Here is a 23,213-nt window from a genome sequence, read left to right as displayed (position 1 = left end):
GCGGAAGGCTCGAAGCAGGCGCATGCGGCATCCGGCCGCGGCGCGGTGAAGAAGAGGTTCTGGTGACACTGACGACAGGGTTGTGGTCCGCATCGACGGCTTCGGCGATGCCAGAGCGATCGCCCGAGCATGAGGCGATGCACCGGTGCGCCACGTGGTGCCGGTCGCTCGATCCCGTCGAGCTGGCCCTGCCCGCCAGGGCGCTTCGGGACACCAACGTGGCCAAATGGGCCCGCGATCACGGGTTGACCGTCGAGGTGCGCAGCAGCGGGGACCTGGCGACCGCGATCGGGACGGGTATCCACCCCATGCGATTGGTGGTGCACGCCGACGGATTCAGCGCTGACGAACTGGTGTTCTGCAGCGCCAATCTCGGGGTGGGGCGGGTGGTGACCAACGGCGTCGAGCAGGTTCACCTGCTGGTTTCCTGTGCCGTGCGGCACCGGCGGCAGCGGGTCGTCCTCGGTGCGAGCGCTGTCGACGCGGTGGCCGCGGTGCTGAACGGTCCTCGGCTCGACCTCGTCGGCCTGTATCGCGAAATCGATTCGGGTAGGGACTGTTTCACCGAATTTCCGGAGATGGTCGGTGACCTGATCGCCGAGATGGCCGATATTCGACGAAGGCACGCCGTGGTGCTCACCCGGGTGTGGATCGGCGGTGGTGGGTTCGACTTCGGCACGGGTCCTGAGGATCTGTCCGAGCTCGGCCGGGCCATCGAGATGACACTCGACGATGCGTGCGCGACGCTGAGTTTCCCGCGCCCGGTGGTGGTCGTCTCGGCTCAGCGGGGCTGACCTCGGTCGGCCGGTACCGCACAAACCTGTACAGCGGCCCCGGACCGGACATAAATTGAGACGTGGGCTCAAAACGGCCCCAGAGCCGGCACCACGTCCAGCCAGCGCCGAAACGGTCGCTGCGGATCCTGGTTGTCGGCGCCGGGGTGGGTGGCATCTCCATCGCCCGGGGACTGCTGCGGGACGGCCATGACGTCACGGTGTTCGAGCAGCGCCCCGAGGTGCGGGCCGGCGGCGGCGCCGTCACCATCTGGTCGAACGGCGAAACCGTGCTGCGGCAACTCGGCGTCGCCATGGACGGCGCCGGTCAGGAGCTGTCCACGGTGCGGGTGGTGACGTCGACGGGACGCCCGATGACCACCCTCGACGTGACGGCGATCGTGAACCGGATGGGTGCGCCGGTCCGGATGGTCCCGCGCCGGATTCTGCTCGAACGACTGCTGGAAGGCTTTCCGGCTGAACGGATTCGGTGCAACACGCAAGTGGTCGGCGTCGCGAACGGCAACCACGGGGTTCGCCTCGATTTCGCCGACGGCCGTTGTGCGGAGGGAGATCTGGTGATCGGCGCGGACGGCCTGCACTCCACGGTCCGCGAGATCGTCGGCGCACAGCACGCAGAGCCGACGGGCTGGTGTAGCTGGCAGGGACTGGCCACGATTCCGGACGGAGCCGATCGTCGCGTCGCCTTCGTCATCGTCGGCGAGCACGGGAACCTCGGCCTGTGGCCGGCCGGAGGCACCGAAGTGCAGTGGTGGTTCGACCTGCCGTGGTCACCCGACTTCGTCAGGCCAGAGCGCCCGATCGACGTGATCCGCACCAATTTCGCCGGATGGTCCGAGCTGGTCGATCAAGTACTCGCGGCATTGACCGACGCTGACCTCGCGCGTTCGCCCTATCCGCATTTCCGCCATCCCATTCCGGGGCCCGGCCACGGCGCGTTGACGTTGTTGGGCGATGCGGCGCACACGATGCCGCCGACGCTGGCGCAGGGAACCAACCAGGCACTGCTCGACACGATGGTGCTGTGCAAGGCGATCTCAGATTTCCGCCACAGCCCCAATGGCGACCTGTCCGGCGCGCTGCGCTGGTACGAGAAGACCCGCCGACGCCGCGTCGCAGCGGTATCCCGGGTGGCCTCGCTGCAGGTGTCGCACGGTGAGGCGGTGCTGCGGCCCGCCGCGATGGTCCCGGACCGGCTGATGACGTGGGTGCTGGCGACGTTCCTGAGGGTGGTGAGCCACCGCCGGATGGCCGCGGGTATCAGTCGGGACCTCGCCGGGGCGACGACGTCCGGCAGTGACGAACATGCCCGCTGAGCCCGTACGGGTGCGCGGCGCGATCGACGCGCCGTCGAGCCGGCTGTGGCTCGTCAAATGGTGCGTGCTGGCGGTGCCGCACTACCCGATACTGATCGGTCTGTACCTGGTGTACCCGCTGGTGGTGTTCGCGGCGGGGATCGCGATCCTGTTCACCGGCCGGTATCCGCGGCCGCTGTTCGATTTCAACGTCGGGGTGCTGCGCTGGTCGTGGCGGGTGATGAACTACCGCTTCCCGATGAACACGACCGACCAGTACCCGCCGTTCACTTTCAAAGCCCAGGCCGACTATCCGGGCGACCTCCAGGTGGACTATCCCGAGCAGCTCTCCAGAGGGGCGGTGCTGGTGAAGTCGTGGCTGCTGGCGCTGCCGCAGATCATCATGTGCTGGGCGATGGAGGCCCCGCTGCAGGTACTTTGCGTCATCTCCGCGGTGCGGCTGCTGGTCCGGGGGACGGTCTCGCAGAGCATGTTCGACTTCCTGATGGGAATGGTGCGGTGGCGCTACCGGGTCGCCGCGTACGTGTCGCTGATGACCGACGAGTACCCACCGTTCCGATTGGATCTGGGGGGCTCGGATTGAGGCACCGTAACCCGTTGTTCCCGTACGTGTATCGGCTCGGTATGGCGGTGTTCGACAGGCTGTTCTACCGACGGTACCGCCGGTCGGCGATGAGTCATGCGACGGGCCGGTTGCTGATGATCGGGGTCGGGCCGGGAACCGATCTGTTGTTCGTGCCGGACGCGGTGACGTCCGTCGCGGCGGTGGAGCCCGATCCCGCGATGCGGAGGATGGCCAGTGCGCTGGCCTGGCGCAACGGTGTCGACGTCGATGTCGTCGCCGGGGCGGGGGAATCGATTCCGTTCCCGGACAGCAGTTTCGACTCGGTCCACGTGGGTCTGGTGTTGTGCTCGGTTGACGATGTGGCCGCCACGCTCGCCGAGATCCGGCGTGTGCTGACCCCCGATGGGCGGTTGGTCGTGCTCGAGCATGTGCGCGGTGAGGGTTTGATGGGGCGGTTCCAGGATCTGATCGCGAGGCCGTGGGCGTGGTTGTCATCGGGCTGTGAGCCGAATCGTCGTACCGTCGACGCCATCGCCGCAGCCGGGTTCGACACCAGCGGGCTGCGCAGTACCCGGCGGACACTGGTGCCGCCTCCGTGCACACCACATCTGCAGGGAGTCGCGACTATTCGACGCTGACGGCCTCGATGATGTTGAGCCGCGCCGCGCGTCGTGCCGGCGGCAGCGAGCCCAGCAGGCTGATCGCCAGTGCACCGAGAGTGAAGACCAGCGCCATCGCGCTCGGCCGGAACGTGACGTTGAAATTCATGATGTCCCCGCTGACGAGGCTGAACAGCCACTGATCGACCAGCCCGACGATCAGTCCCAGGACACCGCCGACGATGCCGATGGCCGCGGCCTCGGCCAGCACCATGGCCAGCGTGTAGCGGCGGCTGGATCCCATCGCGCGCAGGACCCCGATCTCGCGCCGCCGTTCCAGCACCGACAGCGTCAGTGTGTTCAGCAGGGCCACAGCGGCGACGAAAACCACGATGATCCACACCGCGTTGGCGATCAGCATGCTCTGGTGCAGCGGCGCTTCGAGACCGGCCAGCGCGGTGCGGCCGTCATAGGTGTGGTTCGGCGCGGGCACGACATGGCGGATGTTGGCCAGCAGGCGGTCGGGGTCGGTGCCTTTGGCCGCGGTGATCTGGAGTGTCGTCGCGCCGGGCCGGTCGAACCAGGCGCGCATCTGGTCGAGGCCCATTCCGACGGTGCCGATCACCGTGGAGAAGTACGGCACCAGGGCCAGCACGGTCGTCTGTTGCGGGCCGTGCGGCGTCTGCAACTCCAGTTGGTCGCCCGCCCGGACATCGAGGGTCTTGCCCAGGTTCTGCGAGAGCACGACGCCGTGGCCGGCGAGCACGTCGTTGCGGACGCGGTCGTCGAGGGCGCGGAAGAGGGCGTCGTGGCTGCGGGGGGCGAATCCGTCGAGCATGACGCGGGTGCCGCCGACGACGGCGAAGCCCAGGGAGCCTTCGGTGACATGCCCGACCCCGGGCACCTCGGTGACCTTGTCGGTAAGGCCTTGCGGCAGAGGGTCGGTGGGGTACTGGTCGGGTGAGTTGGCGCTCACCCAGACGTCGACGTCGGCGACCGGTGCGAAGACGTCGCGCGCCGACCGGATCATGTCGTTGTTGGTCCCGGTGATCACCACGGTCGTGACGACGGCGATCAGCACGGTCATCACGGTGGCCCATACACGCCGGGGGGCGCGTTCCACCGTCGCGGCCGCCAGGGCACCGGCCGAACCGAACAGGCGCGCCACCGCGGCGGTGGCCTTGACGATGGACCCGGCCAGCGCGAAACCGAGGGCGATCTGCGCGGTGAACAGGGCGGCGATCGCGACGAACGCCATGGAACCCGGCAGGTAGAACACCACCAGGATCGACGCCGCGAGCACGGCAACCGCGGCGATTCCGGTGGCGATGCGCAGCCAGCGCGGGACGTTGTCCGCGGCCGACGCCCCGACCGGTGCCAGTGCCTCGATCGGCGAGACCTTGTATACCTGGCGGGCGGCCATCGCCGATGCCGCCAGGCTCGTCAGCGCGGTGGCCGCGATCGCGACCGGGATCGCGTAGCTGGGCAACCAGTATTCGATGCGGGCCTCGAGGCCCTGCGTCACCGTCGGTGGCAGCCGGCCGATCGCCATGCGGCCCAGTGCTATTCCCAGCAGCGACCCGATGGTGCCGCCGATCAGCCCGAGGATCGCGGCCTCGGCGAGCATGTCGCGGACGATGGTCGCGCGTCGGCCGCCGATCGCACGCAGCATCGAGATGACGGGGCGGCGTTGGGCGATCGCCATGGTCATCGTCGTGTAGATCAAGAACGCGCCGACCACCAACGCGACCGCCGCGCCCATGAGCGCCATGTAGTTCATCAACTTGACGCCGTCACCGGCCCGGGCGGCCCGCAGGTTCGGTGCCGCGACGATGGCTCGGCCGTTCACGGCGGCGGTGACCTGCTCGCGCACCGTGTCGAGATCGGCGTCCGGGGTGGTGGTGATCAGGATCGAGTCGAGTTGGCCGAGGCGTCCCGTCACGCTCTGCGCCAACGGAAGCGGGGCCAGCACATAGTGACCGCCGTTGAGGTCGGCGAGTTGCTTGCCCTCCAGGACCTCGGCGACGGTGACCGATCCCGAGCCGAGTTGGAACGTCTCGCCTTTCGCGTGACCGACGGCGGGTCCGACGCGGACGCCCTCTTGTGCCGTCGGGGATTGGACGTCCACTCCCACGGCATCTTTCAGCGCGCCTTCCAAGGCGCGGCTGCGGTCATCGGCCCCGAACAGCAGCACCGGTTCGGTCGCGGTGGGCGCGGTCATCCGGATCATCGGCGCGGCACTCGCGACGCCGGGGACCTTGGCGACGTCGGCCAGGACGGCGTCGGGGAATCCCGCGTCGGTGACTCCCGACACTTCGAGCGCGGCGACGCCGGCGACGCCATCGGCGAGCCGGTTGACCGATCCGGTGATCGACCCGAAGATGCCGAGGATCGCGACGAGATACATTGCCGACACGGCCATTACGGCGATCGAGGCAAGGGTGCGCCGCCGGTGCACGGTGAGTTCGCGCAGGCTGAACACTCGGAGCCGACTCGCCGCGGCCGCGAATTTCACCCTGGCACCACCGACATCTCGTCGGAGCCGAGCCGGCCGTCCTGCAGGGTGATGATCCGGTCGGTGGCCGCTGCGGCGTCGGCATTGTGGGTCACCATCACCACCAGCCGGCCCAGACCCTCCTCGTGGGCGACCTCGCCCAGCAGGGCCAAGATTGCCGCGCCCGTCGTCGAATCGAGGTTGCCGGTCGGTTCGTCGGCGAGGATCAGCGGCGGGTTCATCATCATGGCCCGGGCCACCGCGACGCGTTGCATCTGGCCGCCGGAGAGTTCGGACGGGCGGTGCTCGGTTCTGTTGCCGAGGCCGACGCGGTCCAGCAGTTCCACGGCCTGCGGTTTCACCTTGCCGAGCCGGACCCCGTCGAGCAGCTTCGGGACGGCCACGTTCTCCCACGCCGACAGGGTGGGCAGCAGGTTGAAGAACTGGAAGACGAAACCCACCCGGTGGTGCCGGAACGCCGACTGCTGCTCATCACCCAAGCGGCCGATCTCCTCGCCGTCGAAAGTGATCGAGCCGGAATCGGGGGAGTCCAGCGCCCCGAGCAGGTGCAGCAGCGTGCTCTTACCTGCGCCGGAGGGGCCGATGATCGAGACGAACTGCCCGCCGTTGAGCTGGAGGCTGATCTCGTCGAGGGCGCGCACTATCTGACCGCCGACCTTGTACTCGCGCACCACGTCGCGCAGTTCGATGGCCAGTTCGGGCATCGCAGCCTCCCGGGAGTCGGGATATGCGCAGCCTACGCCGGGTGATGTCGCCTATCTGGGCGAACGTGCGGGCTGCTGCCCCGACTCGGCGCGTTTTGCGCACGCTCGGTGGCATCGAGCAGTCAGAGCGGGCTTCCACCATGGCCACGGCGCCGCCTTCGACACCAGGGCCGTGCTGCCCCGATTTTCACGACCCAGGCGTAGAAACCGGTGTCAGGGTGGCGACCAACCGCGCCTTCTGGTCAGTCGCCGGAATGATGCGGGGGTGGTGAGCCGGTAGCGCCTGCCCCGGTGCACCAGTTGCGCGGACCCGGCGAACCGGACATTGCGCACCCAATCCGAGTGCTCGCCGTAGTTCAGCACCACCGAGACGGACTTGCTGTCGACGAACGCCATGACCGGGGTCCGGTACGGCTTGCCCGACTTCCGGCCGGTGTGCTCGATGACGGCCATGTACGGCAGCCATGGCGCCCAGAGCCGCTGCAGCGGATTGGTGACGTACTTGTTGATGTGGGCGATCACCCGCATCGCCCGTGGTCCGAGTGCCGCCGCGATCCGTTCGGCAACTACGGCAATCGAATTGGCGATACTGCTTGGCATGTGCGGCCCCCGTCGCTGTCCCAACCCTGGGACACATTCAACCAAACCTGCGCAACCCCTTCAGCGCGGGTCGTAGTTCCGGTGGCCGGTCCGGCATCCCCGGGAATATGCCCATCTCCGGCCTGGTTGCAGCACCGCATGGCTGAAATCATGCGCCGCTGGGAGATGGACGGAATCGGCCGAGACGCGCTCCGGTTGCGTGAGGTGGCCGTCCCGCAACCGGGCCCCGGCGAGGTCCTGATTAAGGTGGCCGCGGTTGCGTTGAACCATCGCGACAAGATGGTGATCGACACCGGGCGCGGCCTGCCACTGGAATTCCCCTTCACCCCCGGATCCGATCTCGCCGGGGCCGTCGTCGCGGTTGGGGATTCGGTGACCCGGTTCGCCGTGGACGATCAGGTGATCTCGGTGTTCACCCCGGACTGGATCGACGGCGCCCGGGCGGGTGACGCGCGCACGCCCTCGTATTGGACGCTCGGCGGTTTCTACCCCGGGGTACTGGCCGAATACGTAGTGCTGCCGCAGGATTGGGTTGTCCGGGCTCCCCGGACCTTGTCACCGGAGGAGGCCAGCACGCTACCGGTGGCCGGCCTCACGGCGTGGTTCGCGCTGGTCGAACGCGGGCGTGTGCGGGCCGGCGACGTCGTGCTGGTCGAAGGTACCGGCGGCGTCGCCCTGTTCGGAGTTCAGATCGCGAAGATGCACGGCGCCGAGGTCATCGTGTCGGGCAGTGCGGGCAAACTGGACCGAGTCACCCAGCTGGGCGCCGACCATGTCGTGGATCGACGGAGCGCGGACTGGGCCGAAACCATCCTCGCCATCACCGGCGATCGCGGCGTGAACCATGTGCTGGAGCTCGTCGGGGGCGCGCATCTTGGCAAGGCCGCCCAAGTCGTCGCAGTCGGTGGCCACATCCATCTCATCGGGGCGCTCGACGGGTTCGAGGTCTCGACACCGGTGATGCCAATCCTGATGAAAGACATCACAATTCACGGTATCGGGACTGGGCACCGGCGCGCGCTCAGCGATCTGGTCAGTGCGATCGACAGTACGGGGACGAAACCTGTGATCGGTGCGCGCCATACGTTCGACGATCTGCCGGCGGCGCTGGACCAGCTCGATCGCGGACCGTTCGGCAAGATCGTCGTCGAGGTGGGTTGATCGATAACTCGGGTGTACTCAGGGCGGTCTGATGGCGGCAAATCGCCCTGAAATATGCTCTCGTGCGACGCCCCCATAGCCCAATTGGCAGAGGCAGCGGACTTAAAATCCGCCAAGTGTCGGTTCGAGTCCGACTGGGGGCACCACATTTGTGCAGTTGAAGTCGCTTTTGGGTCCGTTGAGGTGGGCTTGATCTGCCTGAAGGCTGGTCCCCTGACAGGGGAGTGACAGCGGTACGGCTCAATGTGCGACTCGGTGCCCAACAGGGCCAGCACGAGCCGGACAAGATCAAGGGTCATCTGCACGTCGGGTCTGTCAGGGTCCACGCCCGTAGGGCCTGGCGCTCAATTTCGTCCACGTTGTTTGGACGCGGCGAGCTACGTGCGTCTAACAATGCATGGATGACGTAGAGCGCGAAGCGATCCGTGCCGAAGGTAGCGACCCCGACGTTCAGCAGGCGCATTAGCTCGTCCGGCTAGAGCTGGCGTTGTTAGGTGACCATGTCCGAGAGTCGTTGTTGCTCTTTATAATCCAACGATGAGGTCGATCGAGGACGAAATTCAGAGAGTAAACGAACGCTCACGCAAGATGCTTGGCGCTTACCTGGAGTGGTATGACAAGATCGAGTTTGCCGACACCTACAATACGATGTATAGCGACATAATTGACTACGCGAATTTTCGCTTCGAAACGGCAGACTCGTGCCTTGATTTGATCGATAGGCGCAAGATCGCTGACGCGTTGGGACTGGAACGGTCCTTGCTTGAGCATTATCTCCTGCTCATGCTGCTTTGCCGAGGGCACAAGTACTTTCAATTGGAGAACCTGGAAACTAAGACGCCACAGGAATTCGCTGAGTACTTTGAGCGCCAGAAGGTCGCACTAGCGGAACAGCAGAAGACTAGTGAGGCTGGCCCTCTCTATATTGCAAAGTATCCACGTGCCGCGCGACATCTCATGCACGTATTCGAAGGCCTTAGAGGTGAAGGTGATGGTGGCGAAGGAATCTCAATTCCGTACCACTTCTTCCAGTTTCAGGAGTTTCATCCGGAGTCCATGCGACTCAATGATAAAGACTACTTTGAATACTACGAACCAGGCCCTGATATCAGAAAGGTCCAGAAAGATCGGCGGAGAGAAACGGCTGCGCTTTACCGTCATTACCTGTCTTATGACGCACTTCTCCAGAATCTGGAGCTAAATGAGCTCGCCGATAAGACCGTTCGCGCCCGAATTGAAGCGCATTACACATTTCTCGGAAAGTTCCTACATCCGACTCATCAGGCCGCTCGGAACCTGCATGTGCGCAGCAATTTTCTTAGCGGGAGGACAGCCATTGGGATGGAGGAGGAGTATACGGGCTCAGCAATTCTTCTAGCTGCTCTCTACGTATGTTTCTGCCTCGCTGGAATTCTGAATGAAATAGCAGCTCTGTTCGAGGCTGCGCCGCAGATGTACATCCACGATGCGGGAACAGGTGATATCCGCGGCCTGGCTGCGTCAGTTCCGTTAGATTTTCCCTATTTCTGGTTCCTGTATAACGCGCCGCCACTCTATGACAAGTTCAATTATGCGGTCCACCATGTTGATGACAAGGATCTCGATGAGTGGGGTGGATTTGAAGGTGTGCCGAATGAGTTAGTCTCTTTCGACTACAACATTTATCGTCAATTGGACAGCGCGATCGGAGGGTGGAGTAACACACGTGTAGGTAGATACAAGTCACCTCTCGATGACGACGGCTGAGCCTACGCCTAGCTGCATTTTGAGCTTCGCTGTCATCGTCGTTACCTCCGCCTAATACCGATCGCCGGTTTTTAGTCCAGCGTATTGCCCCTATATCTCCCGCTCTGTACGAGCACTACTTGCAACCAGCATGCCGAGCTCTCAGGCTCGGACGCGTTCGCTTCCACGACCTGCGCCACACCTTCGCCACCATGAATCTCAGCGCGGGGGAGCGCTACATGCAGGTGATCAAGTGGCTGGGACACTCCACGTACGTCCTCACCCTGACCACGTACGCGGACCACATCAATGAGGACGAGCCGGCCGCGCCGAAGGTTGGGCGGGGAACGGTTTTCGCTGACAACCTGGCATCGTTGTCGAACCGCGCGGGCTAGCAGGCTTAGCCGGACGCTGCGATCGATCCGTTGGCCATCATTCAGGCGCAACTCGGTCTATAGGCTGCGATGGCTCGCCACACTCGGAGGCGCGAGTCATCACGTCAACACGCATCGTTAGCGCATACTGGTCCTCTTGGTTGTGCGCTACCCCGATCAACTAGACATTGGAACATCAGGAAGGACAGCCAACGTTGGCTATTACGCCGTCGCGAGCCCGCGACATCGCGAAGCGGTTCGATGAAGCCCAACGGAGCCTGGTACTTCAATCCTCAGACTTATCGCTCGAATCCGTTTCAGGAATGGTCTCGTCTGGTTCGATTGATGTAAAGCCTGAGTTCCAGCGACGCGAGCGATGGAGCCCTGCTCAGTCGTCCGCTTTGATCGAGTCATTCCTATTGAATATCCCAGTACCGCCCGTTTACCTCGCGGAAGAAGAGTTCGGTCGGTACTCGGTGATCGACGGAAAGCAGCGCATAACGTCGATAAGTCAGTTCATGTCTGAGAATCTTGTGCTAACAAATCTTAGCCGGTTCCAAGAAATCGAAGGGCTAAGGTTCTCGGATCTGCCAGCTGAACTTGCTAATGCCCTGCGTGTGCGGCCGTACATTCGTGTCGTTACTCTTTTGAGGCAGTCTGATCCGGAAACAAAGTATGAGGTATTTCACCGTCTAAACTCTGGTGGCGAAGAGTTGAATGCGCAAGAGATTCGAAATGTCCTGTTTCGCGGAGCATTCAATGATCTGCTTATCGGCCTTTCGAGGAACCCGTTTCTGCGTGACAGGCTGAAAATCTCGACAACTCGTTCAAGTAACTACATGACGATGCAGGACGTCGAGTACGTTCTTCGCTTCTTTACTATCGAAGCTTATTGGCGGCAATTCAGTGGCGATTTCCGAACATCAATGAACTCCTACATGTCCGAAAATCGCGATCCCGATGCCAAATTCTTGAGGCAAAAGGAAGCGCAGTTCAATAATGCCATTGGGGCGTGTCAAGAAATATTTCAGGAGAATGCATTCCTTAGGTTCGAGCGCGGGCAGTGGCGAAACCAGACGCTCAGCGCTTTGTTCGACGCTCAGATGATTGCCGTGGATTCGTTTCCTGGCAAGCAGTTGGAAGCAATCATTGGCCGCAGAGACAAGTTCATCGTGCAATACATGAAGTTGTTCAGTGATGCAAGGTTTGATGAAGCGATACGGACTGGTACAAATAACCCCGCCAAGGTCCGATATCGCATCGAGAAAACTATTGAGTGTCTAGATAATTTTACCTCGGGGCGTTAGGTCCCGCGGTAATGGGTGGTGCGAGAAACGATTTTCTTGATAACATCGATGGAATGCGCCGTGCTGCGGAGTCAGATGCACTGCGCCGCTTAGCTCCCGGTCCAGTCAACCAAAGTGACAATCTTACCGCCGCTCTTCTTCGTCGCGGATTGTACGTCGTGGCCTTCAATGGAATTGAAGACTATCTGAAAGAACGTGTCAGAGAGCATTTCCAGAATCTCGCGCAGATTTCGACGCTAAACTTTGGACAGCTTCCGCCGGGCATTCAAAAGGCGTCCGTGGTCGATGCCATCAAGAATGGTATTCGCGAAGCTGGCTACGACAAGCCAAACCAGATGCAGATCATACGAACGGTGGCCGGAGCCGTCGCGAGCACCGATAATCAGCAACAGTTCAGTATTCACGAGTATTCACTACTAAGAAGTGGTTCGAATGTTTCGGTAACGGATATCACTACGGCGCTTGGCAGCCTCCATATCGCGGACCCGTGGGGGCAGATGCAAAGTGTGCTCGATCGCATCGGTAATGTTGGCCTACCGATTCAGGGAAGGTTCTTGACATGTAGCTTGAAGCGGAATGCCGCCGCGCACGGCGGGCACCCAATCGAGTATTCCGATTTGATCGAAATTCTGGGCCTCGCCGTCCCGCTCTGCTTTGCCTTCGATGTCGTCTTCAGCGCTGGGATGACACGCCTCGCTGATAACGTTGTGACGCCGGACAACGCCAGCAAGGTGCAACTTGCTGGGAACCTTACGATCCACTATGCCGGCCTACGGAACAACCGATGGTGCCGATTGACTCAGAATCAGCAGCCCTTCAAGTACTTCTCCACGCGTTCCGGGGCTGTGCAACATGCGCTCGCGAGCCTTTCGCCTGGCGACGTAGTCGCCGTCCTGGGGTCAGTCGGCGAACTGATCGGTTGGCACCTCGCAGATGGTCGTCATCCTTTTCCGTGATTCTCGAGTCGAATCAAACGCAACCAAGTCTGCGCCGCGTCAGCGAACTTTCGCCAGCTTGCCCAAATGAGCAAACAGATTCTGCAGTCGCTAACGGATCGTCCGCACCGGTTCAATTCCGTCTGAATGGGCTTTGTATACTCTGATGGGTCGCGGCGAAGCATTGCGGCTACTGTCGAATCGCAGCCAATTCGCGCTTAAAATCCGCTAAGTGTCGGTTCGAGTCAGACTGGGGGCACGGGCGTCGTTGCGGCTTGCACGGCCTGCGTAAACGGCCAAGCCGACCGCGCCGCTCTCACCGACCTCGATCAGCACCTAGACTCCGAGAATGCGCGTTCCTCGACGAATCGCACATTTCAACAAGCGAGTGACCAATCCGCTGGCTTGCGCGATCACGCCGTGGCTTCCGAGCCTCGGGACGCTCGAGCATTTCGGGCGGAAGTCAGGTAAGCGGTATCGAACGCCCCTGTTGGTGTTCAAGACCCACGATGGCCACGCCATCCTCGTCGGCTACGGCTCGCAGACGGACTGGTTGAAGAACGTGCTGGCCGGGGGACCGAAAGCGCTGCACAAGCGGGGACGAGTTGTCGTGCTTACCAACCCACGGGTGGTGAGCAAGGTCGAGGCTGCACCACTCGTCGCGCCACGTTCCCGATTGCTCTACAGAGCATTTCCCTACCAACGAGGCATCTCTGTTGCTGACGATTGCGCGCTGACTTCCGCACCTCACGGGCTTGGCGCTGGGATGCACAAACCCGGCGTCACCTGACACCAAACACACCAACGGCCACCCGTACTCGGGTGGCCGTTGGGCTTGGGGGCAGCGTCAGCCCTTGTCGAGCAGCCGCTCGATGTTGTTGACGCCGAACGGGGTCATGCCGGACTTCTCATCGCTGGCGAGCACGATGAACCCGGGGCCCTGGTGGTTCTTGGTGATCAGCAGGGTCTCGTTGTTCATGCCCACATCGGCGCCCGCCTTCTTCAGCGGCGCGACGATCTGGGTGTTCAGCGCCGCAAAGAAGTTCTGGTCCATGTTGTCGGTGTTCCAGGCCCGGTAGCCGCGGGGGCTCGTCTCGATCGGGCCCTTCTCGGTGTGGCCACGCACCCCGATCACCGAGGTCTTCCAGGCCTTCTCGTCCTTGGTGACCTTGTGGTTCTTGACGGCCTGGTCGATATCGGCGCGGGCGGTGGGGTCGAGCAGGGTCACGTGGATGTGCAGCTGGTTCTGGCCGCGGTTGTCGGCGGAGTTGATGCCCAGTGCCCAATCCGGAGCCTGGCCCTGGTTGCCCGGCGGCAGGATGCTGGCCTGCTCGAAGGCGTCCTTGAAGTAGTGGGGAGCGCCGGCGTCCAACAGGTTGTCGCATTCGATGCCGGTCTCGCGGGCCGTCGGGATCACCAGCAGGTCCGTCAGCTGGGCCGGCTTGTGTCCCTGCCGGACGGCGTAGCCGCGGGACTTGTCCCCGCCGGGGAACACGACGTCGATGGCGCCGTCCTTGTGCGCTGGCGTGGCGTACTTGACGTCCTTCCAGAGGTCGACGTTGTCGTGCACGTTTCCGCACGGTCCGAAATCGGCGGCCTGCGCGCCGGCGGTCGGCGCGATGGCGAGTCCCATTGCCGGTACGGCCACCGCTGCGGCGATGAGTGCGGTGCGGCGGAAGAAGCCGATGCGGTTGGTGGTGTTGGTGGTCATTGTGGTGTTCCCCTCGATCGGTGTTGGTGTGTTGAAAACACCATCCCGTTTGCGAGTCGCCACGTCTGTCCGCTGGTCAGGCCATGAATCGGCGGAATCGCGTGTCCACCGATCGGGGGAACGGCGCCGGCGGTCCTACGATCGATCGGTATGACCAGCAAGCCTGCTTTGATCCTGGCCTTGGCGGCATTCGCCGCAGCTGTCCCGATGGCCACAGCCGCGCCGGCCGCGGCGGCGCCGTGCCCCGATGTTCAGGTGGTGTTCGCCCGCGGCACCAATGAACCGCCTGGCCTGGGCAGTGTCGGTGGTCCGTTTGTCGACGACCTGCGGGCCCGGGTGGCACCGCGCACCGTCGACGGGACCGCGGTGGACTACCCGGCCAACAACGACTTCCACAACAGCACCCCGGCCGGCACCGACGCGGCGCGGTCGCTGATCGAGTCCATCGCGGCCAGTTGCCCGAACACGAAGATGGTGCTGGGCGGCTACTCGCAGGGCGCGGCCGTCATCGAACAGGCCACCACCGCAGCGACTCCCCAGACCGCCGATCACGTGGCGGCTACCGCACTGTTCGGTACGCCACGCACCAGCTTCTCGGGCCTCCTGGCTTCCGGGATGCCGCTGCCGACGCTGGCGCCGCAGTACGCCGCCAACTCGATCGACCAGTGCAACGAAGCCGACCCGATCTGTTGGGAAGGTGGCTGGGACATGGGTGCGCACGTGTCGTACGTGCAGTCCGGAAAGGTCGCGCAGGCAGCCGATTTCGCCGCCGGCAAGCTCTGACAGCACGAGCGCCGCTCAGTTCAGTCTGCGGACGTTCTGGGCGCTCACGGTGGAACCGTCCCACCGCAGATCGGCGGCCATCTTGATGGTGGGACAACACTCGCCATCGTCGGGACCGTTGGCCAGCCAGTTCACGTGCGCGACACCATCACTGATCGACAGGTCGGTCACGACCTCGCGGCTGTGCGTGAGGTCGCCCAGGTTTACCCCGCCCAACAGCGTCGGCCCGGCCGTGTAGAGCTGCACGGTCTCGGGCCAGGGCACCCCACCGGCGCTGCAGTCGGTCACCATCGCGGCATCGGTGTTGGCGCCGCCGGTCAGGTTGCCGAACGCGACCTTGTAACTCGGGTCTGTCTCATCGTTTCTCTGGGCGATCCTCACCGAACCGGGATGCGAATCCTGCGGCGGTAGTTGCCCGTTCACCAGTTTTCCCGGGTCGTGCTGACACAGCGCCGGCACCGGTGCGGATAGCAAGTCCTGCAGCGTGACCGAGCTACCGGCGGCCGGGGCCGCGGGAGACGGATCGGCGCAGCCTGTCGCCGGTGCGAACACGCCGGCCACCATTACGCCGACCACACAGGTCGGCCTGACCATCGAGTTGCCGATTTTCATGTGTGCCACCTCAAAGCGTCTTCCACGTCAGTGCACGCCGCACTGTGGTGCCGGGGCGGGTGCCAGCTCCCTGCCGGCGGAGCTCGGCCGGGTCGGTGCCACTGCGCTGCCGTTCAAGCAGATAGTCAGGGTCGAAGTTGACCCCGATCGGATTCTCGGCGAACGCACCGCTGAGAAAGTAGTCCGCGGTCGCTTTCGCCGTCGCGAAGTTTTCGGTCTGGAATTCGAGTCTGACCCCGTCCGGGTCCTCGTAGTACAACGAGGTGGTCGGACCGTGGTTGATCGACCAGACCGGCGTGATACCGGCCTGCTTGAGCCGCTCATAGGTCGACAGCAACTGTTCCAAGGATCCGATGGTGAAGCCGAGATGGTCGATGCCGTAGAACTTGCGGCGCAGCCGGGCGAGCGGAAAGAGGAAGCGGAGGAACCGCGGGACCTTGACCAGAGCAAGGCGATGGCTTTCCTCGTCCCACGTCAAGAATGCGATCTTCGAATCTTCGTGAACGACGCGAGCTCCGAACACCATGCGATACCAAGCGATTACCTCGTCGCTGCGGGCAGTCTTGACGACCCAGTGCGCCAGGTACTCCGGTGCCAGCCGGTTCCCGTCCCTGGCCTCGCTGCCCTGCATACCCTGCTCGCTCATCCTTGAAGTGTCGTGCGTGGTATGTCGGCTGCGTAGCGTAGTCGGCTACCTAATTCTTCGTCATACTGCACAGATGCGTGCCCGGGTCGGTATCGCGGCGCCAGCGGCTGCGATCGCACTGTTGGCAGGGTGTGCGCCCGGAGCAGGGCTGTCCGACGTCAAGATCGTCATCGACGGCGACGTCCACTCCCTGACCGCGCAGGTCACCTGCACCCGGTTCCCTGACGGCAACCTGCTGATCTATGCCTCGCCGTCGGCGACCAATCACCGACGAAGCGTGCGGGTGATGCTGGCGACGACACATCGCCTGGTCGTGACGGCGGTGGGCTTCCATATCCCCGAAGGCAGTGGTTTCGCCAAGGACTCGCAGGAAATGACGGCCATCAAGGTCGACGACGTCTACACGATCAGCGGACGGATGCCTGCCGAGGAGGGGCCGGGATGGCGCCAGGTCAAGATCGAGATAGCCTGCCCCGGGTACCAAGGGCCAAAGGGCCCACCCGACACAGTGCCCGCGATCGGGAGTCCCTGACCGGCCGGAAGGTCGGCAATTTTCTGCATCCGGTGGTCCCACAGGCGATACTGCGTCTATAACGAACGACCAGGGGGATCGGCAGTGGATTCGCGCGTCGGCACGACGTTCGGTAAGTACTCCATCACGCGCCTGCTCGGCAGGGGCGGAATGGGGGAGGTGTACGAGGCCTTCGATACCGAAAAGAACCGCACCGTCGCCCTGAAGATCCTCGCCGACCAGTACTCCCACGACACCACGTTTCGCACCCGATTCCAACGCGAATCCCACGCCGCCGCGGTCCTACAGGAGCCGCATGTCATCCCCATCCACGACTGGGGTGAGATCGACGGCAACCTGTACATCGACATGCGTCTGGTGCAGGGTGCGACGCTGTCGGATCTGATCGCCCACGGACCGCTCGCGCCGGCTCGGGCGGTGGCCATCGTCACCCAGATCGCCGCCGCGCTCGACGCGGCACACACCGCCGGATTGATCCATCGCGACATCAAGCCGCAGAACATCATCGTCACCCCGGCCGATTTCGCCTACCTGGTCGACTTCGGCATCGCGGAGAGCCAGGGGGACAGCCATCTGACCACCGAGGGAAGCCGCATCGGCACCTTGAATTACATGGCGCCCGAACGGTTCACCGGACAGACGGTGACATCCGCGGTCGATTCGTACTCGTTGGCCTGTGTGCTGTACGAATCGTTGACCGGCCATGTGCCGTTCCCTGGTGACGATCTGGAAAGCGTGCTCGCCGCCCACGTTTCCGTACCGCCCCCGCGACCCAGCACGACGAATCCTGCCGTCCCCGCGACTTTCGACGATGTGATCACGCGCGGCATGGCCAAGGATCCCGACGATCGGTACGGAACCGCAGGCGGATTGGGGCGTGCCGCGCAGCGGGCGCTGCAGGCCGGCTCGGCACCGGCGACCGCAACACACCTGGCGCCGAGCGTCGCGGCGACCCTTGCCGCGCCCGTCTACAGTCCGGTGCCCGACCACCCCGCGCCGGTTCCCGAGTCCGAACCGCGCAGGCGCAGTTGGGTGCTGCCGACCGTCATCGCAGTAGCCGCCGCGCTGATCCTCGGTGGCATCGGCGTGGTCATCGGCATGCTCGTCAAGAACGCGGGCCAGCCCGCGGATACACCGGCCACGGCGTCGGCGGGGGACCCGGCGCACGGCGGGGGACCGCTGCCGCCCCTGGTCACCGGACCCGATCAGAGCAGTCTGCACCAGTCGTGCGACGACGGTTTCGCGGTGACCACCGGCACCGGGTTCGGCAGCCGCGCCGGACGCGGAACCCAGGAAACCTCATGCCTTTTCACCAACAGCGTGCTGACGTCGTACTGGGCCGAATACGGCAACGCGAGTCCGTTGCCGCGCGCGGTGTCGGCGCCGGGCGCCGTGGACTGCGGCAAGGTGCCCGGCGCCTTGTGCGACGGCTCCAACTTCCTGATGCACTGCCAGCAGTCCCCGGGCGACAGCTGGATCACCTGCACCGGCGGAAAGAACGCCCGCGTCTATCTCTGGTGAGCCGGGCAGTGTCCTGCGGGCAGGGCACCCAGACGTTGGCTCAGCCAGTTGGCCATCGTGGTGAGTGTCGCGGTTCCGTCCTCGAACTTCCCCGAGTTCGGTAGCGCCGCCAACGCCACCGAGACCCTTCCCGTCGGGGTGGTCAGCACACCGATCTGGCGAACCAGATACCCACCCGTCGGTGACGGTCCCCAGCCGCCTTTGAGCCGGCTGTCCGCGATCATCCCGATGCCCCAGCGCTGATCGGACTCGACACGGCCCATGAGGTCGAATACCGGGTCGTTCTCGTTGTCGCACACGGCAACCGAGGTGAACTTCACCTGATCCGCGAGCGGCCAGTCGGTCTGCCCCGAGGCGCTGAACTCCGGGCGCACCCGTTGCGATTGGACGATCGTCGGATCGCCGGCCTGCCGCAGCACTGCTTCGACTTTCCCTGCGGCGTCGGCCGGTGTGCCCAGGCTCTCCCAGATCGATTCCGCTGCGGCATTGTCGGATTCGGTAATGGCCGCAGTCATGGCCTCGGTGACCCGCGGGGGCTCCTCCTCGCGGAGCGCGGCGATGATCAACGGCACCTTGATCGTCGACCAGGCGGGGCCGCTCTGCCACTCGCCGAAGGTCATCGGCTGCTGTCCGGGTCCGACCCCGCTGAGCGCGATGCCCACCACGGCATGTAACTGGGGCTGCAGCTGGGCGAACTCCGCGGCCAGTGACGTGGCAGCTGTGGAGCGCTTCGGTGCGGTCTCGCGGGAGCCGAGCTGAGTCCCGATAACTACCCCTGCGGCAAGCGCGATCACGGCGAAGACGGCGATGAGGGTCCACAGCCGGCCGCGGCGAATGGATGTCACGGCGCAGCGCTCTGAAGTTCGAAGGTGAACTCACGGCCACAGATGCGGATGTGGTCACCGTCGCCGACGGTGGCACTGGGGTGGATGCGTTCCTGCCGCACCTGCACACCGTTGGCCGACTGCAGATCGGTGATCACGAAACTGCTTCCGGTGTCGATGATCACCGCGTGGTGACGGCTGATCTCGGCATCGTCGAGCACGATGTCGTTGTCGGGCAGCCGCCCGATCCGGGTGACGTTCGGCCGCAACGGATACCGACGCCCTGCCGCGTCGCGCAGCGCGGCGGCCGTCGAACCCCGGCTGGCCGCAGTGCGTCCGGCGCTCACGGTGCGCGCCGCGGTGGCCATGGCGGCCTGCCGGATATCGAGGCGCTCCTGACGCAGGATCCGCGCATGCAGCGCACTGAGGGTGGGCCCGGGGTCGATGCCGAGGTCTTCGGCCAGCACCGATTTGACGCGCCGGTAGGCCTCCAGCGCATCGGACTGCCGTTCCGCGAGGTAGTAGGCGGTGATCAGTTGAGCCCACACGGGTTCGCGGTACGGATGCTTGGTGGCGAGGTCTTCGAGATCGGCGATGACGGTCGCGGCGCGCCCGCAGGCGATCTCGGCCTCAGCACGGCTGGTGTGTACCAGCACGTGGTCCTCGGTCAAGGCCGCGGCGAAGGTATCGGCGAATCGGAATCCGCGCAGATCCTCGAGGACGTCTCCGCGCCATTGGGACAACGCTGCGGCCAGGTGCGTGCCGGCTGCCTCGAACCGCCCGGCCGCGGCAGCGTTGATCCCGGCACTTTTCTCGGCGATGAACCGGTCCAGATCGCAGTCGCCGGCAGCCACGTTGAGCCGGTAGCCGGGAGCCGCTTTGACCAGCGCCGGTTGTGAGTCCCGCTCGGATCCGCCGAGCAGGCGACGCAAGTTGGAGACGTGCGTGTGGATGGTGGCGCGGGCCGCGGGCACCGGTTCGCCGTCCCAGACAGCGTCGATCAGCGATTCGGTGCTGATCGCCCGATTACGGTTGATCAGCAGGAATGCCAGCACCGCGCGCTGTTTGGGCGTACCCACAGCGACGGGCGCGTCGTTCACGGTGACCTGCAGCGGACCCAGCAGACCGAACCCGAGACGAGTACTGCTCATCACAAGCCTTCCCGGTGTTCGGCGCGGTCCGCATCCCATTGTGACGCCAGGCGGCGCTACCGCAAGGATCCGTTGAGAATCCTGCAAGGTGTCGGCGTCATCGTTCCGATATGACCACCATTTCGCACCTGCCCGCCCGGCACGACGACGCCGCCGGACTGGATTCGCTGCTCGATACATTGGCCGGCGTCGCGGTCAGGGGAGAGGTCCCCGGACCCGAACTGTTGGGTCGGGTGGCCCGAGCGAAGCCGGCACTGGACAAGAGGGCGACCGACCCGAATGACGGTGAGCCGTACTCCCGGACGATCCTGCGCGTCGACGACGAGGTCGAGATCATGCTGGCCCGGTGGCGGCCAGGGCAGCGCTGCGCACCCCACGACCACGGCGGAGCAGGCGGTTTCGTCGTCGTGCTGGAGGGTCGATTCGAGGAGCGCCGGTTCGGCTGGGACGGTCCACGGTTGTCCGTCACCAGCAGCACCGAGCACCACACCGGCGAGGTCACGAGCATCACCAGCGAGGTGATCCACGATATGGCCGGCCTGGATGGGGGATTGACCCTGCATTTCTACAGCCCGCCTGCGACGAGTATGAGGGTGTTCGACCTGGACACCTCCGAGATGTTGGAGTTGGTCGGCAATTACGGAGCCTGGATTCCGCAGGAGCAACACCCGCGTGTCCCGTTCGGCCAGATATCCCCTGAAACGGTTGCTGCGCCGGTGATCTGGGTGGTCCACACCACGCACTACCGGGGTGGATCGGCAGAGTTCGCGGTCGCCGCCGCGACCATGGCGCGCGAGTTGGCGGCCGCCCATCCCGATGCCGAGGTCAAGGTGTCGGGCCTGCACCACAAGGCGGAGTTCGTCGCGGAACTCGCTCGAATGGCCGAGACCGGCCGCGTGATCGATCAGTTGCACCTCATCAGCCATGCCGGAATGTACGGCCCGATGTTCGGATCGACCGACTGGCCCGAGCAGTTCTCACCGCACGAATGGCGTTCGATGACAATCTCTTTCACCACCACGGGCCGGGCCTACTTTCATGCCTGCCGCACCGCGCGCTGGTTCGCGCCCTTCTTCGCCAACGTGTTCGGAGTGCCCGCGTTCGGAAACCGCAACTACACCACGGTGTCGACGCGCAAGGATCGGTTCTCCTGGGCGGGGCGGCGCCCGATGTCCCGCGCCGATCTCTACCTGATCGACACGCCGGGACGAAAGTCGCACGGACCGCTCGGCGCCGCGCGCAAGTACCTCGGAGCGGCAGCGCAGCCGCCGGTACTCAGCATGCCCGACCCCGCCGGTTCCGTCGGCTCCTACGATCCGGTGGCCGAGCTGTACGACCGCGCCTACGCCGACATCAGGGTGCGCGGCGCCGAGTGGCGGTGGGTGTCCGAACGTGCCGCACATACCCGGGCCGAACTCGGCCGGGGGCTTCGGGTACTTGAAATCGGCTGCGGCACTGGTGCGTTGCTACGCGCATTGGACGACGACGGCGTACTCGACTTCGGCATCGGCGTGGACATCTCCTCGGGCATGCTCGCCCAGGCACGTGATCGTGGCCGGCATCGTTCCCGGCTGCGGTTCACCGCTGTCGACGGTCCGCAGCTGGACGTCCCCGACGATCACGTCGACGTGGTGATCTGCTTCCTGTCGTTCCGGTACCTGGATTGGGATCCGGTGATGGCCGAGATCCGCCGGGTGTTGGCGCCCGGCGGGCGGCTCTGGGTGGTCGATATGGTCGAGCATCCGGTACGGGTTCGCGAACTCCCGGTGCTGGCCCGGTCGGCGTTCGAGCACGTGCGCACCCGTCGGGCCCGGCCACAGTTCGCCGCCGACCTGACCGCGTTGACCAGCCATCCGGCATGGCGGGAGATGCTGCGGCACAACCCGATCCGCGCCGAGCACGAGTACCGCTGGTATTTCGCCAGCCGGTTCCCCGGCTCCCGGCTCAAGCTGCTCACTGCGACGCTGTCGCAGCGGGTGCTGGCGTTCGACTCCGGACCTCTCGACAAGGGGCTCACGGCCCCGCTCACCTACCCATGACGCCGACGGCGTGCCTCGGCATCGTCGACTGGGGCATCGGCGGCCTCGGGCTGGTGCGTGAGTTGGACCGGCACGTGCCCGGATTGCCGGTGCTGTACTGGTCTGATGCCGGGGCCACGCCCTACGGCCGGATGCGCAGCGCGGACCTCGCTGCCCGGCTCACGGTGGTGATCGCGGAGCTCGCCGGCAGGGGCGTCACCGAAGTGGTGCTGGCCTGCAATGCGGCGAGCACCGTCGCCCCGCGCCTGAGCCAGGCACCGGTGCTCGTGGAGGGCATCATCGGTCACGGCCTGGCGTCTGTTCCCGACGACATCCGTGGCCCCGTCGGCGTCGTCGGCGGGCGACGCACCATCGCCAGCGGCTGCTACCGGCGCGGGCTGGCGAGGCCCGGACGCGAGGTGCTGTCCCGGGTGGCCCAACCGTTGTCGGCGCACATCGAGGCGGGCCGCGTCGGCTCACCGGGGTTCATCGCCGACCTGCGCCGGATCGTGGCCCCGCTACAACGGGCCCAAGCCGTGGTCTTGGCGTGCACCCACTATCCCGCCGTGACCGACTGGTTCGCCGATGCCTTGCCCACCACCACGCTGATCGACCCGGTTCAGCGGCTGGCCGCCGCGATCGCCGCGCGCCATCCCGCCGCCCAGGCCGGACCGGTGGCTCCGAGGACCTATCTGACCAGCGGCGATACCGAGGCCATGCGGCGCGGTGCGGCGCTCGCCTGGGGCGTGGAGCTGACCGCCACAACATGCCCGCTCCCCGCCAGAATCCATTGAGAATTCCGCAAGGCCGGCCGCACATG

At 64.8% G+C, this 23,213-nt stretch carries 21 protein-coding genes, 1 tRNA gene and 2 pseudogenes; 16 read left to right on the top strand and 8 right to left on the bottom strand.

The features are described 5' to 3' along the window. Nucleotides 1-62 precede the first annotated feature (62 nt). From TX88_RS22090 to TX88_RS22075, 4 genes are all read left to right on the top strand, one after another. Nucleotides 63-794 carry a type III PLP-dependent enzyme domain-containing protein gene (locus TX88_RS22090; protein ID WP_244438573.1) on the top strand — a complete coding sequence of 244 codons (732 nt, stop codon included), beginning with the start codon at nt 63-65 and terminating at the stop codon, nt 792-794. A gap of 125 nt (nt 795-919) precedes the next feature. Further along, nucleotides 920-2,110, top strand: coding sequence for an FAD-dependent oxidoreductase (locus TX88_RS22085; protein WP_044521675.1), 1,191 nt, complete (start codon nt 920-922; stop codon nt 2,108-2,110). Between the two features lie 10 nt (nt 2,111-2,120). Continuing rightward, nucleotides 2,121-2,693, top strand: coding sequence for a DUF4389 domain-containing protein (locus TX88_RS22080; RefSeq protein WP_044521668.1), 573 nt, complete (start codon nt 2,121-2,123; stop codon nt 2,691-2,693). Continuing rightward, entirely contained in the window at nt 2,690-3,313 is a 624-nt protein-coding gene (locus tag TX88_RS22075; protein ID WP_044520023.1) for a class I SAM-dependent methyltransferase, read from the top strand. Before TX88_RS22080 ends, TX88_RS22075 begins: the two co-directional genes overlap by 4 nt. Here TX88_RS22075 and TX88_RS22070 read toward each other — a convergent pair. The 3 genes from TX88_RS22070 to TX88_RS22060 all read right to left on the bottom strand — a co-directional run bounded on the left by TX88_RS22070 (nt 3,300) and on the right by TX88_RS22060 (nt 7,093). Continuing rightward, a complete protein-coding gene (locus TX88_RS22070) occupies nt 3,300-5,696 on the bottom strand; it encodes an ABC transporter permease (protein ID WP_244438645.1) in 2,397 nt (798 codons plus the stop codon). The two genes, TX88_RS22075 and TX88_RS22070, sit on opposite strands and share 14 nt — an antisense overlap. 89 nt (nt 5,697-5,785) lie before the next feature. Continuing rightward, on the bottom strand, nt 5,786-6,493 hold the full coding sequence (locus TX88_RS22065; protein WP_409365890.1) for an ABC transporter ATP-binding protein: 708 nt from the start codon (nt 6,491-6,493) through the stop codon (nt 5,786-5,788). Between the two features lie 213 nt (nt 6,494-6,706). Continuing rightward, nucleotides 6,707-7,093, bottom strand: coding sequence for a nitroreductase family deazaflavin-dependent oxidoreductase (locus tag TX88_RS22060; RefSeq protein WP_244438571.1), 387 nt, complete (start codon nt 7,091-7,093; stop codon nt 6,707-6,709). Nucleotides 7,094-7,231: 138 nt separating this feature from the next. On the opposite strand from TX88_RS22060, the gene TX88_RS22055 reads away from it, so the two are divergent. From TX88_RS22055 to TX88_RS33470, 7 genes and pseudogenes are all read left to right on the top strand, one after another. Next, nucleotides 7,232-8,254 carry a zinc-dependent alcohol dehydrogenase family protein gene (locus tag TX88_RS22055; RefSeq protein ID WP_244438569.1) on the top strand — a complete coding sequence of 341 codons (1,023 nt, stop codon included), beginning with the start codon at nt 7,232-7,234 and terminating at the stop codon, nt 8,252-8,254. Nucleotides 8,255-8,323: 69 nt separating this feature from the next. Further along, nucleotides 8,324-8,400: transfer RNA gene (locus TX88_RS22050), tRNA-Leu, on the top strand. A gap of 391 nt (nt 8,401-8,791) precedes the next feature. Continuing rightward, nucleotides 8,792-10,000, top strand: a complete 1,209-nt coding sequence (locus tag TX88_RS22045; protein WP_044520020.1) for a hypothetical protein — start codon at nt 8,792-8,794, stop codon at nt 9,998-10,000. A gap of 50 nt (nt 10,001-10,050) precedes the next feature. Beyond that, nucleotides 10,051-10,374, top strand: a pseudogene (locus TX88_RS33475) (tyrosine-type recombinase/integrase); the annotation flags it as partial. Nucleotides 10,375-10,568: 194 nt separating this feature from the next. Further along, the gene (locus TX88_RS22035) at nt 10,569-11,660 is read left to right on the top strand and encodes a DUF262 domain-containing protein (protein ID WP_209447084.1); all 1,092 of its coding nucleotides are present in this window, start codon (nt 10,569-10,571) and stop codon (nt 11,658-11,660) included. 53 nt (nt 11,661-11,713) lie between these two features. After that, nucleotides 11,714-12,616 carry a hypothetical protein gene (locus TX88_RS22030; RefSeq protein WP_162563199.1) on the top strand — a complete coding sequence of 301 codons (903 nt, stop codon included), beginning with the start codon at nt 11,714-11,716 and terminating at the stop codon, nt 12,614-12,616. A gap of 328 nt (nt 12,617-12,944) precedes the next feature. Next, nucleotides 12,945-13,332 (top strand): annotated as a pseudogene (locus tag TX88_RS33470) (nitroreductase family deazaflavin-dependent oxidoreductase). A gap of 110 nt (nt 13,333-13,442) precedes the next feature. Here the strand turns inward: TX88_RS33470 and TX88_RS32880 are convergent. Further along, nucleotides 13,443-14,306, bottom strand: coding sequence for a CDP-diacylglycerol diphosphatase (locus tag TX88_RS32880; protein WP_049925280.1), 864 nt, complete (start codon nt 14,304-14,306; stop codon nt 13,443-13,445). 150 nt (nt 14,307-14,456) lie between these two features. Here TX88_RS32880 and TX88_RS22020 point away from each other — a divergent pair, with 150 nt between their 5' ends. Next, nucleotides 14,457-15,089 (top strand): cutinase family protein, encoded by a 633-nt coding sequence (locus tag TX88_RS22020; RefSeq protein ID WP_084622062.1) that lies wholly within the window; start codon nt 14,457-14,459, stop codon nt 15,087-15,089. A 15-nt stretch (nt 15,090-15,104) separates the two neighbouring features. Here the strand turns inward: TX88_RS22020 and TX88_RS22015 are convergent, their stop codons facing one another. Together TX88_RS22015 and TX88_RS22010 are read right to left on the bottom strand one after the other, a co-directional pair. Beyond that, nucleotides 15,105-15,701, bottom strand: a complete 597-nt coding sequence (locus TX88_RS22015; protein WP_044521648.1) for a hypothetical protein — start codon at nt 15,699-15,701, stop codon at nt 15,105-15,107. A gap of 10 nt (nt 15,702-15,711) precedes the next feature. Further along, nucleotides 15,712-16,347, bottom strand: coding sequence for a VOC family protein (locus TX88_RS22010; protein WP_049925278.1), 636 nt, complete (start codon nt 16,345-16,347; stop codon nt 15,712-15,714). A 73-nt stretch (nt 16,348-16,420) separates the two neighbouring features. Here TX88_RS22010 and TX88_RS22005 point away from each other — a divergent pair, with 73 nt between their 5' ends. Together TX88_RS22005 and TX88_RS22000 are read left to right on the top strand one after the other, a co-directional pair. After that, nucleotides 16,421-16,879: a lipoprotein LpqH gene (locus TX88_RS22005; RefSeq protein ID WP_044520017.1), complete on the top strand. Its 459-nt coding sequence runs from the start codon at nt 16,421-16,423 to the stop codon at nt 16,877-16,879. An 84-nt stretch (nt 16,880-16,963) separates the two neighbouring features. Then, nucleotides 16,964-18,400 (top strand): serine/threonine-protein kinase, encoded by a 1,437-nt coding sequence (locus TX88_RS22000; RefSeq protein ID WP_044520016.1) that lies wholly within the window; start codon nt 16,964-16,966, stop codon nt 18,398-18,400. Here TX88_RS22000 and TX88_RS21995 read toward each other — a convergent pair. Both TX88_RS21995 and TX88_RS21990 read right to left on the bottom strand, forming a co-directional pair. Continuing rightward, nucleotides 18,388-19,245 (bottom strand): serine hydrolase, encoded by an 858-nt coding sequence (locus TX88_RS21995; protein ID WP_049925276.1) that lies wholly within the window; start codon nt 19,243-19,245, stop codon nt 18,388-18,390. The two genes, TX88_RS22000 and TX88_RS21995, sit on opposite strands and share 13 nt — an antisense overlap. Beyond that, the gene (locus TX88_RS21990) at nt 19,242-20,375 is read right to left on the bottom strand and encodes an AfsR/SARP family transcriptional regulator (RefSeq protein ID WP_044520015.1); all 1,134 of its coding nucleotides are present in this window, start codon (nt 20,373-20,375) and stop codon (nt 19,242-19,244) included. Before TX88_RS21990 ends, TX88_RS21995 begins: the two co-directional genes overlap by 4 nt. Nucleotides 20,376-20,485: 110 nt before the next feature. On the opposite strand from TX88_RS21990, the gene TX88_RS32875 reads away from it, so the two are divergent. Continuing rightward, a complete protein-coding gene (locus TX88_RS32875) occupies nt 20,486-22,414 on the top strand; it encodes a methyltransferase domain-containing protein (RefSeq protein WP_049925274.1) in 1,929 nt (642 codons plus the stop codon). After that, the gene (locus TX88_RS21975) at nt 22,411-23,187 is read left to right on the top strand and encodes a glutamate racemase (RefSeq protein ID WP_044520013.1); all 777 of its coding nucleotides are present in this window, start codon (nt 22,411-22,413) and stop codon (nt 23,185-23,187) included. Before TX88_RS32875 ends, TX88_RS21975 begins: the two co-directional genes overlap by 4 nt. Nucleotides 23,188-23,213: the final 26 nt, after the last annotated feature.

This window comes from Mycolicibacterium septicum DSM 44393 (assembly GCF_000455325.1).
Classification (GTDB): domain Bacteria; phylum Actinomycetota; class Actinomycetes; order Mycobacteriales; family Mycobacteriaceae; genus Mycobacterium; species Mycobacterium septicum.
Note: the sequence above shows the minus strand (reverse complement) of the source record. Positions and strands in the feature narration are given on the sequence as shown.